This is a genomic window from Cobetia amphilecti (assembly GCF_032923285.1).
GTDB lineage: Bacteria > Pseudomonadota > Gammaproteobacteria > Pseudomonadales > Halomonadaceae > Cobetia > Cobetia amphilecti.
On record NZ_CP136695.1, the window covers coordinates 1,087,297 to 1,101,169 of the forward strand.

Here is a 13,873-nt window from a genome sequence, read left to right on the forward strand (position 1 = left end):
CAAGCCCCGAACCACCCGACGGCGGGTGCTGCCGATGCGCAGGGGCGCCGGCATCAGTGATTCTCTTCCCGGTAGGGGTCGGCGATGCCGAGCCCTGCCAGCACATGACGCTCGAGCGCTTCCATGCGTTCGGCTTCATCGTCCTCGATATGGTCATAGCCGAGCAAGTGCAAGGTGCCATGAACCAGCATGTGGGCGAAATGATTTTCCAGCGACTTGCCCTGTTCCCGCGCTTCGCGGGCGACGACATGCACGCTGATGATCAGGTCGCCCAGAAAGCGCTGCTCATCAAGAGCTTGTTCAGCCGCGGTCTCGGTAGCCGCAGAGCCGAGGGCAGAAGACGCGGTGCCAGAAGTCGAGAAGCCAGAAGGTGCGGCGTCGTCAGTGGCATCTGCCTCGTCAGCTTCGCTCATGGCGTCTGACGCCAGCATGACATCGTCGCTGTTGTGGCCGTCGAGACCTTCCTCTACGCCGGCGTCCAGATCGCCCTCCGGCATGCCCGCAAGCGGCAGGCTGTCGTCATCGCCTTCCTCGGCGAAGCGCGCGGCCAGTTCCGGTGGCAGGGCGAAGTCGTCCAGATCCAGCGGCTCATGCGGGAAGGACAGCACGTTTGTCGGGGAGTCCTTGCCGCGATAATCGCGATTGAGGCCCTGACTCTCGGCTTCTTCCACCAGACGCACGGTCAGCTCGTAAGGCGCCGCGGCGGCGCTGGCATCGCGCTCCAGCGCGCCATCTTCCGCGGCGGCCAGCAGCGCAGCCGCCACCCAGGCTTCCAGCTGATGGCTGGCCGGCAGCGGCTGGCCATCGAATTCACTCTCGCCGATGGCCAGTTGCAGGTCCACGACGACTGCGGGGGCTTCGCTCACTGGCTACCTCCCGTCGGGGTGCTGGCAGGCGGCACGTTGCTCTGGGCATTCAGCGCCGCCATGCGGGCTTCGCGCTCGGCCTGACGCTGCTCGCGACGCTCGCCTTCCTGCTGCTCTTCCGCGGCTTCGAAGGTGTCGTAGGCCTCGACGATGCGCTGCACCAGCGGGTGACGCACGACGTCCTTGGCCAGGAAACGCGTGATGCTGATCCCCGGGGTGTCCTTGAGGACCTCCATCACGTGCGCGAGACCTGACTGGGTGCCACGCGGCAGATCGACCTGCGAGACATCACCGGTGATGACGGCGGTGGAGCCGAAACCGATGCGCGTCAGGAACATCTTCATCTGCTCGCGCGTGGTGTTCTGGGACTCATCGAGAATGATGTAGGCGTTGTTGAGCGTCCGGCCGCGCATGTAGGCCAGCGGCGCGATCTCGATGATCTGGCGCTCGATCATCTTGTTGACGTGCTCGAAGCCGAGCATCTCATACAGGGCGTCGTAGAGCGGGCGCAGGTAGGGGTCGATCTTCTGGGCCAGGTCCCCCGGCAGGAAGCCGAGCTTCTCGCCGGCCTCGACCGCCGGACGCACCAGCAGGATGCGTCGCACTTCGTTGTTGTTGAGCGCTTCCACGGCAGCGGCGACGGCAAGGTAGGTCTTGCCGGTACCGGCCGGGCCGATGCCGAAGTTGATGTCGTGATTGCGCATCTCGGTGACATAGCCCTGCTGGTTGAAGCCGCGCGGGCGCACCAGCACCTTGGGCGTGCGGATCACCACATCACCGTAGGTGGCGCCCTGTTCCTCGGCAGCCTCGACCAGCGCCTCGACGCCGGATTCCTGCAGGAAAAGATGAACGGTCTCGGCATCGACTTCGCCGGCGCCGGTTTCGCGATACAGATGCTCCAGCACGTTGGCGGTCGCCTTCACGGCGGCCGCGGGGCCTGCGATCTGGAAGTCGTTGCCGCGATTGCGCAGGGTGACACCGAGCCGGGATTCGATCAGCTTGAGATGCTCGTCGCGCTGGCCGGTCAGGCTGGCCAGACGCTGCGGGTCTGCCGGCTCAAGCGTCATGTTGAGAATGCGATTGGCTTGCTGTGACTGATGGCTCAAGGCGTCGAATATCCTGATAGTGATGAGTGACGATGATGCTTGGCGATGAGGGGCAGCCGCGATGGCGGATACCTGCGCGTAATGCACGGGGCGCTCTGCCCGCCACGGCGCATGACGGCGCCATTTCAGAGTCAATGGTGACGCGTTGCCGAAGTCTCAAGAGAGCTTAATGCGCGATGGCCGTACAGGGCAATTGTCCTGTACGGCCAGCGTGGCTATCTGCTTGATAGTGGGGGCTGATGGCGCCTCGTCAATGTCGTGAGCGACGAGCGATCAATAGCGGTAGGGCGAGCTGAGCTCACCGCGCAGCGAGTTGGGGTAGGCCTCGGTGATCTCGACATCCACCAGGTAGCCGATCAGCTCGGTCGGGTTGGCGGCGCGGAAGTTGACCACCCGGTTGTTCTCGGTGCGCCCTGACAGCAGACCCGGGTCACGCGGCGAGAAGCCGGAGACCAGGATGCGCTGGGTGGTGCCGACCATCTTGCGACCGATCTGCATCGCCTGCTGGTTGATGCGCTCCTGCAGGATGAGCAGGCGCTCCTTCTTCACCTCTTCCGGAGTGTCATCTTCCAGATTCGCCGCCGGGGTGCCCGGACGTGCGGAGTAGATGAAGCTGAAGGAGTGATCGAAGCCGATCTGGCCGATCAGGTCCATGGTGTCCATGAAGTCCTGATCGGTCTCGCCCGGGAAGCCGACGATGAAGTCGGAGGAGAAGCTGATGTCCGGACGCAGCGCACGGATGCGCTCGAGCTTGTCGATGTAGAGGTCACGCTCGTGGCCGCGCTTCATCGCCGCCAGGATGCGGTTGGAACCCGACTGCACCGGCAGGTGCAGATGGCTGACCAGCTCCGGGATCTCACCGAAGGCCTCGATCAGCGAGTCCTTGAACTCCAGCGGATGCGAGGTGGTGAAGCGGATGCGGTCGATGCCCTCGACCTGCGCCACGCAGCTGATCAGCTCGGCGAGGTCGATCTCCTCACCCAGCTGGTTGAGACCGGCGTAGGCGTTGACGTTCTGGCCCAGCAGGTTGATCTCGCGCACGCCCTGGTCAGCCAGGTGGATGACTTCATCCATCACCTTCTCGAAGGGACGTGAGACTTCCTCACCGCGGGTGTAGGGCACCACACAGAAGGTGCAGTACTTGGAGCAGCCTTCCATCACCGAGACGAAGGCGCTGGCACCGTCGCTCTTGGGCGCGGGCAGGTTGTCGAACTTCTCGATTTCGGGGAAGGTCACGTCGACCACGGAAATCTGCTTGAGGCTGTCGCGGCGGGTGTCGAGCATCTTCGGCACGCGGTGCAGGGTCTGCGGGCCGAACACCATGTCCACATGCGGGGCACGCTTGCGCAGGTTGTCGCCTTCCTGACTGGCCACGCAGCCGCCGACGCCGATCACCAGCTCCGGGTTCTTTTCCTTGAGCTTCTTCCAGCGTCCCAGCTGGTGGAATACCTTCTCCTGCGCCTTCTCGCGGATGGAGCAGGTGTTGAGCAGGATGACGTCTGCTTCGGATTCGTCGCTGGTGACTTCCATCTGATGCGATTCGCCGAGCAGATCCGCCATGCGCGCGGAGTCATACTCGTTCATCTGGCAGCCGTGAGTCTTGATGAAGAGTTTCTTCGCCATTGCCTTGTGTGAACGCTCTGAGCTGCGCGCCCGGGCTTCGTGCGCCTCGCGCCCGGGCACATGGTGGCGGCGGGCAGCGTCAGCGGTCAGGAGAAGCGGGCGCGACTTGTAATGAATGAGCCCCGGCGCCGATGGCTGGCCGGGAATCGAGGGCGCGACGATACTGTGCCAAGCGGCACGCTGATCGGGTCGAGGCCAAAATCGGGACGGCACAGTATAGGAGTCTGCCGGCCATGCGGCCAGCCCTGTCGCATCGCTGGCAGCAATGAGGAGGATGCCTGCCAACCACCGGTTCAGCCTGATGGTGGCTGTGGTATCCTCACGAGAAAGCCCGCGCATGCCCTGACGCTACAACAGGGGCTTGGCATGTTTCATAGTTATCAGGCAGGTGTTGCGCAACGCACATCAGGCTGTCAATGGCTTGATTTGTTGAGGTTTTCATGCCGATAGCCCGGCTGCCTGAGCTGGTTAAAATTTGATCGATTTGTTGGCGGGGCAGGCATTTCGCCGTGCGCAGACCTGCCCCTTTGAGGTTGTCCCAAGACTTATCCACAGAAAGTGTGGATGTCTGAAGACACTGAAATGACAGTCTCGGATTTTTCTCGCGGCAATTTCGTTACCGTACGTCCAAGCGCGACAGCGATGCCAGGCAGGACGCCTTGCATTGCGCAACCTGGCAGACACCGCATGGGCAGACAGGGCGAGCCTTCCTTCGCCCAAAAGCGGTCGATCATGTTCGGCATGTGGGGACGCAGGATTCAGCGCGCTTGCTCCTCGTGCCCACCGCCTGACACGGTCGGCTTACGCCCTTAGACAGCCATGAAGAACACGATATGACGCGATTCTCCATTACCAGCACCCCTTCATCTTTCGGTCTCCTGTCACCCCGATCGCCGTGTTCGACGCTTGCGCGCTCACTGCGCCGTGTGGTGCTGGGGGCTGGCGTCGCCGGCAGCCTGCTGCTGGGCGCACCGCTGGCCAATGCGGCCACCGACCGCTGGGTCGCCGATGACCTCACCACCTTCGTGCGCAGTGGCCCGACGGATGGCTACCGCATCGTGGGCACGGTGGAAGCCGGCCAGCCGGTCGAGCTGCTCGAGGTCCAGAATGACTACAGCAAGATCCGCACCGCCAGCGGTGACGTGGTGTGGATTCCCTCCGCTGACCTGCAGGACACCCAGAGCGTCAATGCCCGGGTGCCCGAGCTGAGCGCCAGGGTCAAGGAATTGACTGCCAAGCTCGACGGCATCAATGAAGAGTGGGAAACCCGTGTCGAGGACATGAAGACCGGCCTCGAGACGCGTCAGGCGCGCATCGAGGAGCTTGAGCAGTCCAGCAACAGCCAGTCAGCCGAGCTTGCCCAGGCGCGTAGCAAGATGCAGGACATGGAAACCAAGCTCGATACCAAGAAGCAGGACCTGTTGATGCGCTACTTCATGTACGGCGGTGGCGTGGCGGGTGTCGGCCTGCTGGTCGGCCTGATCGTGCCACACCTGCCGCGTCGCAAGAAGAAGCGTCACGGCTTCCTGTAAGGCATCCCGGTAACCCCGATAGCAGAGGGAGTGCGCCAGCTCATGTCGGCACAAGACACGACGATGGACGCGACGCCGGCCAGCGACCCCTGGCTGGCGCGATGGCAGGAAGGGCGGATCGGCTTTCATCTGCCCGCCACGCATTCGGCGCTGGAGCGCTGGTGGCCGCGGCTTGAGATCGCGGCGGGCGCCAAGGTGCTGGTGCCGTTGTGTGGCAAGAGTCTCGACATGCGCTGGCTGGCGGCGCAGGGCTATCCGGTGCTGGGCATCGAGCTTGCACGCCAGGCCTGTGAGCAGTTCGTCGCCGAAGGTGCCGGGGATGTCTCGCGCTATCGGCTGGAGCACTTCGAATGCTTCCGCCAGGGCATGGTCGAGCTGTGGTGCGGAGACTTCTTCCACTTCCATATCGATCATGTCGATCATCTCGACGCCTTCTATGATCGCGCCGCGCTGATCGCCTTGCCGCCGGCCACCCGGCAGCGCTACGCCTTCCATCTGGCGCAGCTGCTGCCCCCGGGCGCGCGTGGCCTGTTGATCAGTCTCGAGCGGCAGACGGAGCAGCATCAGGGGCCGCCGTTCCATGTCGCCGAAGACGAGATTCGTCAGCTGTTGAGCGCCAACTTCACGCTTGAGGTACTGGAGCGTCGCGCCCCGGATGAGCGCGGTTTGCGTGAGACGGTATGGAGTCTGGTGCGCAAGGGACCGCGTCGCTGACGACTCAGGGGTGACCTTGTCAGTCAGGTCCAGTCTTCTTGAAGGTCCAGTCCTCATGAAAAACGCCACCGCCGCCCAATGGGCGGCGGTGGCGTTTTCGTTGGTGGCGAGCTGCTGTCGAACTTGCTGATCGAGCTTGCTGATCGAGCCTACTGGTCGAGCTGGCGGATCAGCGTAGTGTCCTGGAAGGCGCGAGTCAGCGCATCGCCGATCACCTCAGAGACCATCTCGGTGTTCTTCTCCTGACTCGGCTTGAGGGCATAGCCCTGATCACGCGTCGCGGTGTAGCTGCCGGTATAGCGCTGCTTGCCGGACACGGCGACGGCCTTGATCACGCCATTGAGTGTCGCGGTATCGGTGATCAGGCCGCCACGCTTCACGCCATAGGCCAGCTCGGTCAACGAGATGGTCAGCTCTGCTGCGCCCTGGTTGGCCTGCTCGGCGGACACCGGCACGAAGCCCATGCGGCGCAGGGCGCTGACGGTCTGGGCCTCAAGCTTGGGCGTCAAGTCACCGGTCGGCACGACCAGATAGCTCGAGGCATTGGTGGCGCCATCTCGAGAGCCGATGCGCTCTGACGGGCGCTCATCGAGAACGTCCACCACCACCTGTTGCCCGTGGCCGACCACGCCCATCTCGCCGACCTGCGGATTGACGTATAGGCGTTGCGGGCTGGTGCCGCAAGCGCTGAGAAGTGCCGCCGTGGCGATCAGTGCCACGCTCATGCAGGTGGTGCGCAACTTGTGCATCATCATCGGGGTTCCTGGGCCTGAGGCCGGTTGTCATGGGAGTCATCTCGGCCATCCGTTGCGAATATCTCGCCTATAGCACGGGATGGCCGGAGCACAATGGCGCGAGTATAGGGCCAGAATGGCGCCTGAGCGTAGTGGAAATTCAGGCTCACGGCTGTCCTCTGCAAGCGACAGTGGTCGAGGTTCATAACCCATAGCTCATGCGCCGTCGACACGTCTGCTCAAGGCCAGCAGGCCCAGCAGCGGGCCGGGCAGCAAGGCCAGCAGCAGCAGGCTGCCGTGGCCGGCGATCAGTGGCGTGAGCAAGGCGATCGAGACCAGTGACAGGCTGAAGCCGAAGGCATTCATCATCGCCAGGGCGCTGGCCTGCAGCTCGACCGGGGTGCCGCCCGCGGCGAGCGCCGAGAACTGCGGCGAGTCGATCACTGCCAGAAGGCTCCACAGCGCCAGCAATGCCAGCAGCACGCCGTAACCGGCCTCAAGCTGCGTGGCGGCGACGAAGACCAACGTCAGCGTCACCGAGCCGGCGAGCCCGAGGCGCGCCACCCACAGACTGCCTCGGCTGCGCGAGAGCCAGCCCCCGATGACACAGCCGGGCGCGCCGATGGCGATCACCAGGAAGCTATGCCAGGCCAGGCTGGCAGGAGAGAGCGTCACGCCTGTCGCGCTGGCCATCTGGGTCAGCAGCAGAGGTGTCAGCGCCCACAGGGTGTACAGCTCCCACATGTGGCCGAAGTAGCCCAGTGCGCCGCGCACGAAGCCGGGATATTGCCAGGCCGCCAGGCCTCGAGTGGCACGCGTGAGAAAGGTGTTGCGGCCGTCTTTCGCCGCTGGTGCTTGACGGGGCGCCGAGGTGGCTTTGGCCACCGGTGGGGCCAGCATGGCGACCAGACCGGCACCGACGATGGCCAGCAGCGAGGCGGTGCTGATGGCCGCGCCCCACGGCAGCTGCATGCCTTCGCCCTGTTGCAGTGCGGCCAGCGCATGCGGCAGCCCGGTGCCAAGCACCAGCATGCCGACCAGCCAGGCGAGTGCGGCACCGGCACGGTCCGGTGCGGTCTGCACCATCAGCTTCAAGCCGATGGGGTAGATGCCGGCCAGTGCCAGCCCCGTCAGCACGCGCAAGCCTGAGGCGCTCAGTAGTCCCGGCGCGATCAACAGCGCCAGATTGGTCAGCGCGCCCAGCACGCAGGAAGCCATGAACAGATGGCGCGCCGCGAAGCGGTCCGCCAGGCCGGCAAGCCCCAGCACCAGGGTGCCGACGATGAAGCCGCCCTGCACCGAGGAGGTCAGCTGGCCGAGTGCCGCGGCGCTATCGCCGGCGAAGTCCCAGCTCGCCAGCATCGGCGTGAGTACTGCATTGGGGGTGAACCACAGGCTGGTGCCGAACAGCTGCGCCAGGGCGATCAAGGCGACCGGATAGCGGTTGGCCCATTGCCGCCAGCCAGAGATGGGCGGCGTGAGTGACTTGGTTGAGGACACGAGGGCACCTTGTAGGGCTGATGGCGTGATGGCACGGCAAGACGTGAACGGGCGACACCGAAGTGTCGCCCGTCACAGATAGCCCGCCCCAACAATGGGGTCAAGGCGTCATTGATGGGGCAGCTCGGCGATGCGATGCAGAGACTACCCCGTCGCAGCCGTCGTCTACAGCCCCATGGCCGAAGAGGTGGAGCGACGCGGGTCAGCACCGCCGTAGAAGGTGCCGTCGTCGATCATGATCGACTGGATGGCGCCCATGGCGTCCTTGGTCACTACCTTGTGGCCCATCGCCTCGAGCAGACGGATGGTGTCCTTGCTGATGCCCGCCTCGATGCGAATCTCGTCCGGCAGCCACTGGTGGTGGATGCGTGGCGCACTGACCGCCGACTGGATGTTCATGCCGTGGTCGATCACGTTCATGATCACCTGCAGCGTGGTGGTGATGATGCGCGAGCCGCCGGGGCTGCCGGTGACGAGGAAGTTCTTGCCATCCTTCATCACGATGGTCGGGCTCATGGAAGACAGCATGCGCTTGTTCGGCTCGATCTTGTTGGCGACGCCGCCGATCAGGCCATAGGCATTCGGCACGCCCGGCTTGGCGGAGAAGTCATCCATCTCGTTGTTGAGCAGGAAACCTGCGCCATCGACCACGATGCCGGAGCCGTAGCTGAAGTTGATGGTGTAGGTATTGGAAACGGCCAGACCATTGCCATCGGCAATCGAGAAGTGGGTGGTCTGATTGGACTCATACGGCTGCGGCTTGCCGGGCTTGACCTCACTGGAGGGCGTTGCCTTGTCGAGCTCGAACTGGGCGCGCAATTCCTTGGCGTAGTCCTTGGAAATGATGCCCGACAGCGGCACATCGACGAAGTCGGTATCGCCCAGATACTCGGAGCGGTCGGCGTAGGCGCGGCGCATCGCTTCTGCCATCACGTGGATAGTGGCGGCGGAATTGAAGCCCATCGCCTGGATGTCATCGCCTTCGAGCATGTTGAGAATCTCGACGATGTGCGCGCCGCCGGAGGAGGGCGGGCTCATCGAGAAGATGTCATAGCCACGATAGGTACCGTGGACCGGCTCGCGGATGGCCGGCTCGTAGGCCTTCAGATCATCCAGCGTCATGATGCCGTCGTGGCGCTCCATCTCGGCGACGATCAGGCGGGCGGTCTCGCCCTCGTAGAACTCGCGCGGTCCATTGGCGGCGATGCGCTTGAGGGTCGCGGCCAGTTCCGGCTGCTTGAACAGCTCACCCGCTTGATAGTTGCTGCCATCCGGCTTGTAGAACACCTTGGCGGTGCTGTCCCACTTGGCCAGGCGGTCCTTGGCATCGCTCAAGCCCTTGGCGAAGCGTGTCGGAATCACGAAGCCGTCTTCGGCCAGCTTGATGGCCGGGGCGAGCGCCTGCTCGAGACTCAGGGTGCCGTAGTCTTCCAGCGCCTTGGCCAGGCCAGCGACGGTGCCGGGCACGCCTGCCGCGCGGTGGGTGAAGCGCGACCACTCGGAGACCGCCTCGCCATTCTCGTCCTGGAACATCGTCTCGCTGGCCGCCGCCGGGGCCTTCTCGCGGTAATCGATGGCGACCACTTCGCCGGTCTTCTCATCCGACACCAGCATGAAGCCGCCGCCACCGATATTGCCGGAGCGCGGCTGGGTCACGGCCAGCGCGAAGCCTGCCACCACGGCGGCGTCGACGGCGTTGCCGCCATCGGCCAGCACATCGCGTGCGACCTGAGAGGCCAGATAGTGGCTGGTCGCGACCATGCCGTGCTGGCCTTCCTGGGGGTGGAAGCGCTCGCCTTCCAGAATCGCGGAAGACTCGGCGAAGGCGGCGGGAATCGCCGTCGGCAGCAGGCCGGCCAGCGGCAACAGTGCGGCGGCGGCCAGCGCCTTGAGATGTCTGCGGTTTGCGAGAGAGGTGTCGAACATGAGAGGTGTCGGTTCCTGTTATCGTTATAAGAGATGCGACATGACGCGTGCAGTGCGAGGAACATGCGCAGAAGGCCAGCGAGCTGCTCACTGGGCCGAGAGAACAGCTTAACTATCAGTTGCTAATGCACCAATTTCAACTTTGCACGGCAATATTCTTGTTGGCGTCTGATCTGGAAGGGGATGAGGTCCTGGTGTGAGGGCGGCTTGAGGGTGTGGGTCGCAGTGGAGTGCTTGGCGTGGGCCGGCGGCGACGGACCGGCAGGCTGGCGGTGCACATTCACACAGCGCCTGTCTTTTGTGAGAGGGTGGCGTAAAATGCTCCTTCCACTTCTCGCTGGCGCCTGATGACATGTCTGAACTACTGCCGAATGACTTCAAGATTGCCCCGTCGATCCTGTCCGCTGACTTCGCCCGCCTGGGGCAGGAGGTCGAGGATGTGCTGGCCTCCGGGGCCGATATCGTCCACTTCGACGTGATGGACAATCATTACGTGCCCAACCTGACCATCGGGCCGATGGTGTGCAAGGCGCTGCGTGACTACGGCATCAGCGCCGAGATCGATGCCCACCTGATGGTCACGCCGGTCGACCGCATGATCGGTGACTTCGCCGAGGCCGGTGCCAGCTACATCACCTTCCACCCGGAAGCCTCCGATCACGTCGATCGCTCGCTGCAGCTGATTCGTGATGCGGGCTGCAAGTCCGGTCTGGTATTCAATCCGGCCACGCCGCTTTCCTACCTCGACTACGTGATGGACAAGGTCGACATGATTCTGTTGATGAGCGTCAACCCGGGCTTCGGCGGCCAGTCGTTCATCCCCGGTACCCTCGACAAGCTGCGTGAAGCGCGTCGTCGCATCGATGCCTCCGGCTACAACATCCGTCTCGAGATCGATGGTGGCGTCAAGGTCGACAACATCGCCGAGATCGCGCGTGCCGGTGCCGACACCTTCGTGGCCGGTTCCGCCATCTTCAATGCGCGCAGCGACAGCGATGCCAACCGCTACGACAGCGTATTGGCGAAGCTGCGTGCCGAGCTTGCCAGCGTGCGCAGCTGATCGCGTGACGGATGACAGCGCGCGAGCTGGCGAGGCAGCCGACGGCTCGGTTCACGCCGCGGCGCTCAGCGAGTGGTCGCTGTATGTGCTCGAGACGGCCCAGGGGCGCCTCTACACCGGTATCAGTACCGATGTGGCGCGCCGCCTGAGCGAGCATGAGGGCGGCAAGCGCGGTGCGCGAGCGCTGCGCGGCAAGGGGCCGCTGACGCTGTGTTATCAACAGGTGGTCGGCGATCGCTCGCGGGCGCTCAAGCTCGAGTATCGCGTCAAGCAGTTGAGTGTGGCGGCCAAGCGTCGCTTGATCACCGGTGAGATGACACTGGACAGCCTGCTCGGCGAGACCTGACGGCCTGCTTGATTGAATGCGTGAAATGAAAACGCCCCCGACGGAATCCGTCGGGGGCGTTTTGTTGACTGGCGACCCTGCCGGGCAGGCTCAGTCTCAGTGCAGTTTCATCTTCGGGCGCAGGTAGCGGTTCAGGCCATCGACCACCACCGTCATGCCGGTCTTGACCACGCCGTGGATCGCCATCTGGTGCATGCGATACAGCGAGGCGTAGAAGAACTTGGCCAGGCGGCCTTCGATGAACAGCGAACGCGCCGAGGCACCGCGCATCAGCGAGCCGACGGCATCGAAGTGTGCCAGCGAGATCAGCGAGCCGTGGTCCTTGAACACGAAGTCCTTGAGCGGCTTGTTGGCCATCGCGGCGCGCAGGTTCTTGACCATCAGGCTGGCCTGCTGGTGAGCGGCCTGGGCGCGCGGCGGGACGCGCTTGTCATCCGGCTGCGGGCAGCTGGCACAGTCACCGAGGGCAAAGATGAACTCATCATCGATGCTCTGCATGGTCTGGTGCACCTTGACCTGATGGTTGCGCTCGGTGGACAGACCCAGCTCGGACAGGAAGGCGGGCGCACGGATACCGGCGGCCCACACGCTCAGGTCGGCTTCGATCAGGGTGCCATCGGCAGTGGTGATGCCGCGTGAGTCGGCGCAGGTCACCCGGGTATCGACGTGGATATCGACGCCCAGCTTGGTCAGCTCCTTGGCGACCGGCTTGCCGATGCGTTCCGGCAGGGCGGGCAGGATGCGCGGTGCGGCCTCGATCAGGTGGACCTTGACCTGACGGTCTTCCAGCGAGGAGAAACCGTAGCTGTGCAGCATCTTGGAGGCATCGAACAGCTCGGCGGAGAGCTCGACCCCGGTGGCGCCGGCACCGATGATGGCGACGTTGAGCTGCTGGCGCTCACATTCCTCACCGTTGGCGCTGAAGCGCAGGAAGGTGTCGAGCATGTCGCGGCGGAATTTCTCGGCCTGCTGCGGGCTGTCCAGGAAGTGGCAATGCTCGGCGACGCCTTCGGTGCCGAAATCATTGGACACGCTGCCCAGTGACAGTACCAGATAGTCATAGCTGAGCTGGCGGGCAGGCAGCAGCACGTTGCCCTTGGCATCGTGGATGGCGGCCAGGGTCAGCTGCTTCTCTTCACGCTCCAGGCTTTCCAGGGTGCCGCGCTGGAACTTGTAGCCGTGGGCCTTGGAATGGCCCTGGTAGGAGACTTCATCGAGACCGGAATCCAGCACGCCGGTGGCCACTTCGTGCAGCAGCGGCTTCCAGATGTGCGTGGAATTGCGGTCGATCAGAATGATCTCGGCTTTCTTCTTGCGGCCCAGCTTGTGGCCCAGTTTGGTGACGAGTTCCAGACCGCCGGCGCCTCCGCCAACGACTACGATGCGGGGAATGGCCATTGAGTGCTCCTCAGTGACAAGATTGATGGGAAGGTGTGAAAAGTGTCGGCCGGCTATCGAGTCAGGACATGCAAGGCCCGGAGTCGATAACTGGCGTCGCGATACCGCTATGATAACAAGATAATGAGCGTGCTAAATAGTGCTGCATGCGCGAGATGTCGTTTTTTTACGTATATTCGCCATGAGCAAGCGAGAACTCGTCGTTGCGCTTTTGGCACCTACACGAATTCTGTCGCTGAAAAGGAGCAAGGATGCACGATCATCCCACATTCACAGGTCCCGTACATCCGTCGCTCAGGGCGATCGAGATGGTCGCCTTCGACCTCGATGGCACCCTGATCGACTCGGTGCCGGACCTCGCCCATGCGATCGACTGCATGCTTGAGCAAGAGGGGCTGGCGGCGCTGGGGGAGGCGCGGGTACGCGACTTTGTCGGCAATGGGTCGCGGGTACTGGTGGAGCGCGCCCTGGCAGCACATGGCCTGGCGACCGATGACCTGGCGCGGGTCGAGCAGGCGCATCAGAGCTTTTTGGCACATTACGCCGCCGACCCCAGCTCGCGTACGCGACTCTATCCCGGGGTGCGGGAATGCCTGGAAGGTCTGCGCCAGGCCGGGATCCCGCTGGTGCTGATCACCAACAAGCCGGAAGCCTTCATCGAACCGCTGCTTTCGCACTTCGCGCTGAGCGAGCATTTCGCGCTGGCGCTGGGCGGCGATAGCCTGCCGACGCGCAAACCGGACCCCGCGCCCCTGCTGTTCGCCGCCGAGCGGCTGGGAGTGCTGCCGCGTCAGGCCTTGATGGTCGGTGACTCGCGTCACGATATCGCGGCAGGCCGCGCCGCCGGCTTCCGCACCCTGGCGGTACCTTACGGCTACAACCATGGCGAGCCGATCTCGCGCAGCCACCCGGACTACCTCGTCGACTCGCTCGCCGAGCTGGTCGTGGCTGGCTGAGTGACGCTGATTGATGGGAATTGACAGAGCGAGGCTGGTGTCCAGCTCGGGCGCGCAGTGAGGCATGAGATGGCAGAACTTGCCTCCACCAGCGCTGCCGCCAGCGACCCGC

Annotated in this window: 12 protein-coding genes; 5 read left to right on the forward strand and 7 right to left on the reverse strand. The window is 63.9% G+C overall.

Features of this window, described 5'->3' with window-relative positions; genetic code table 11:
• Window positions 1-53: 53 nt before the first annotated feature.
• The 3 genes from ybeY to miaB all read right to left on the reverse strand — a co-directional run bounded on the left by ybeY (window position 54) and on the right by miaB (window position 3,595).
• Window positions 54-866: an rRNA maturation RNase YbeY gene (gene ybeY / locus R1T44_RS04635; protein ID WP_409338246.1), complete on the reverse strand. Its 813-nt coding sequence runs from the start codon at window positions 864-866 to the stop codon at window positions 54-56.
• On the reverse strand, window positions 863-1,972 hold the full coding sequence (locus R1T44_RS04640) for a PhoH family protein (protein ID WP_317292683.1): 1,110 nt from the start codon (window positions 1,970-1,972) through the stop codon (window positions 863-865). The genes ybeY and R1T44_RS04640 overlap by 4 nt, the downstream gene beginning before the upstream one ends.
• A gap of 273 nt (window positions 1,973-2,245) precedes the next feature.
• A complete protein-coding gene (gene miaB / locus R1T44_RS04645) occupies window positions 2,246-3,595 on the reverse strand; it encodes a tRNA (N6-isopentenyl adenosine(37)-C2)-methylthiotransferase MiaB (protein ID WP_043335279.1) in 1,350 nt (449 codons plus the stop codon).
• Between the two features lie 833 nt (window positions 3,596-4,428).
• Here miaB and R1T44_RS04650 point away from each other — a divergent pair.
• Together R1T44_RS04650 and tmpT are read left to right on the forward strand one after the other, a co-directional pair.
• Window positions 4,429-5,127 carry a TIGR04211 family SH3 domain-containing protein gene (locus tag R1T44_RS04650; RefSeq protein WP_084589559.1) on the forward strand — a complete coding sequence of 233 codons (699 nt, stop codon included), beginning with the start codon at window positions 4,429-4,431 and terminating at the stop codon, window positions 5,125-5,127.
• A gap of 42 nt (window positions 5,128-5,169) precedes the next feature.
• Complete coding sequence (tmpT, locus tag R1T44_RS04655; protein WP_225996460.1) at window positions 5,170-5,841, forward strand: thiopurine S-methyltransferase; 672 nt, start codon at window positions 5,170-5,172, stop codon at window positions 5,839-5,841.
• 149 nt (window positions 5,842-5,990) lie between these two features.
• Here the strand turns inward: tmpT and R1T44_RS04660 are convergent, their stop codons facing one another.
• The 3 genes from R1T44_RS04660 to ggt form a co-directional block, all read right to left on the reverse strand.
• Entirely contained in the window at window positions 5,991-6,596 is a 606-nt protein-coding gene (locus R1T44_RS04660; RefSeq protein WP_052384762.1) for a YajG family lipoprotein, read from the reverse strand.
• Window positions 6,597-6,791: 195 nt separating this feature from the next.
• Window positions 6,792-8,075, reverse strand: coding sequence for an MFS transporter (locus R1T44_RS04665; protein ID WP_245163073.1), 1,284 nt, complete (start codon window positions 8,073-8,075; stop codon window positions 6,792-6,794).
• Window positions 8,076-8,240: 165 nt separating this feature from the next.
• A complete protein-coding gene (gene ggt, locus R1T44_RS04670) occupies window positions 8,241-10,001 on the reverse strand; it encodes a gamma-glutamyltransferase (RefSeq protein WP_107335466.1) in 1,761 nt (586 codons plus the stop codon).
• Between the two features lie 352 nt (window positions 10,002-10,353).
• Between ggt and rpe the strand changes: the two genes are divergently transcribed.
• Together rpe and R1T44_RS04680 are read left to right on the forward strand one after the other, a co-directional pair.
• Window positions 10,354-11,061 (forward strand): ribulose-phosphate 3-epimerase, encoded by a 708-nt coding sequence (rpe, locus tag R1T44_RS04675; protein WP_043335268.1) that lies wholly within the window; start codon window positions 10,354-10,356, stop codon window positions 11,059-11,061.
• 4 nt (window positions 11,062-11,065) lie between these two features.
• Window positions 11,066-11,407: a GIY-YIG nuclease family protein gene (locus tag R1T44_RS04680; RefSeq protein ID WP_347421885.1), complete on the forward strand. Its 342-nt coding sequence runs from the start codon at window positions 11,066-11,068 to the stop codon at window positions 11,405-11,407.
• Between the two features lie 96 nt (window positions 11,408-11,503).
• Here the strand turns inward: R1T44_RS04680 and R1T44_RS04685 are convergent, their stop codons facing one another.
• Window positions 11,504-12,805 carry an NAD(P)/FAD-dependent oxidoreductase gene (locus R1T44_RS04685; protein WP_043335266.1) on the reverse strand — a complete coding sequence of 434 codons (1,302 nt, stop codon included), beginning with the start codon at window positions 12,803-12,805 and terminating at the stop codon, window positions 11,504-11,506.
• Between the two features lie 251 nt (window positions 12,806-13,056).
• Between R1T44_RS04685 and R1T44_RS04690 the strand changes: the two genes are divergently transcribed.
• Window positions 13,057-13,761, forward strand: coding sequence for a phosphoglycolate phosphatase (locus R1T44_RS04690; RefSeq protein ID WP_043335263.1), 705 nt, complete (start codon window positions 13,057-13,059; stop codon window positions 13,759-13,761).
• The last annotated feature ends 112 nt before the right edge of the window (window positions 13,762-13,873 follow it).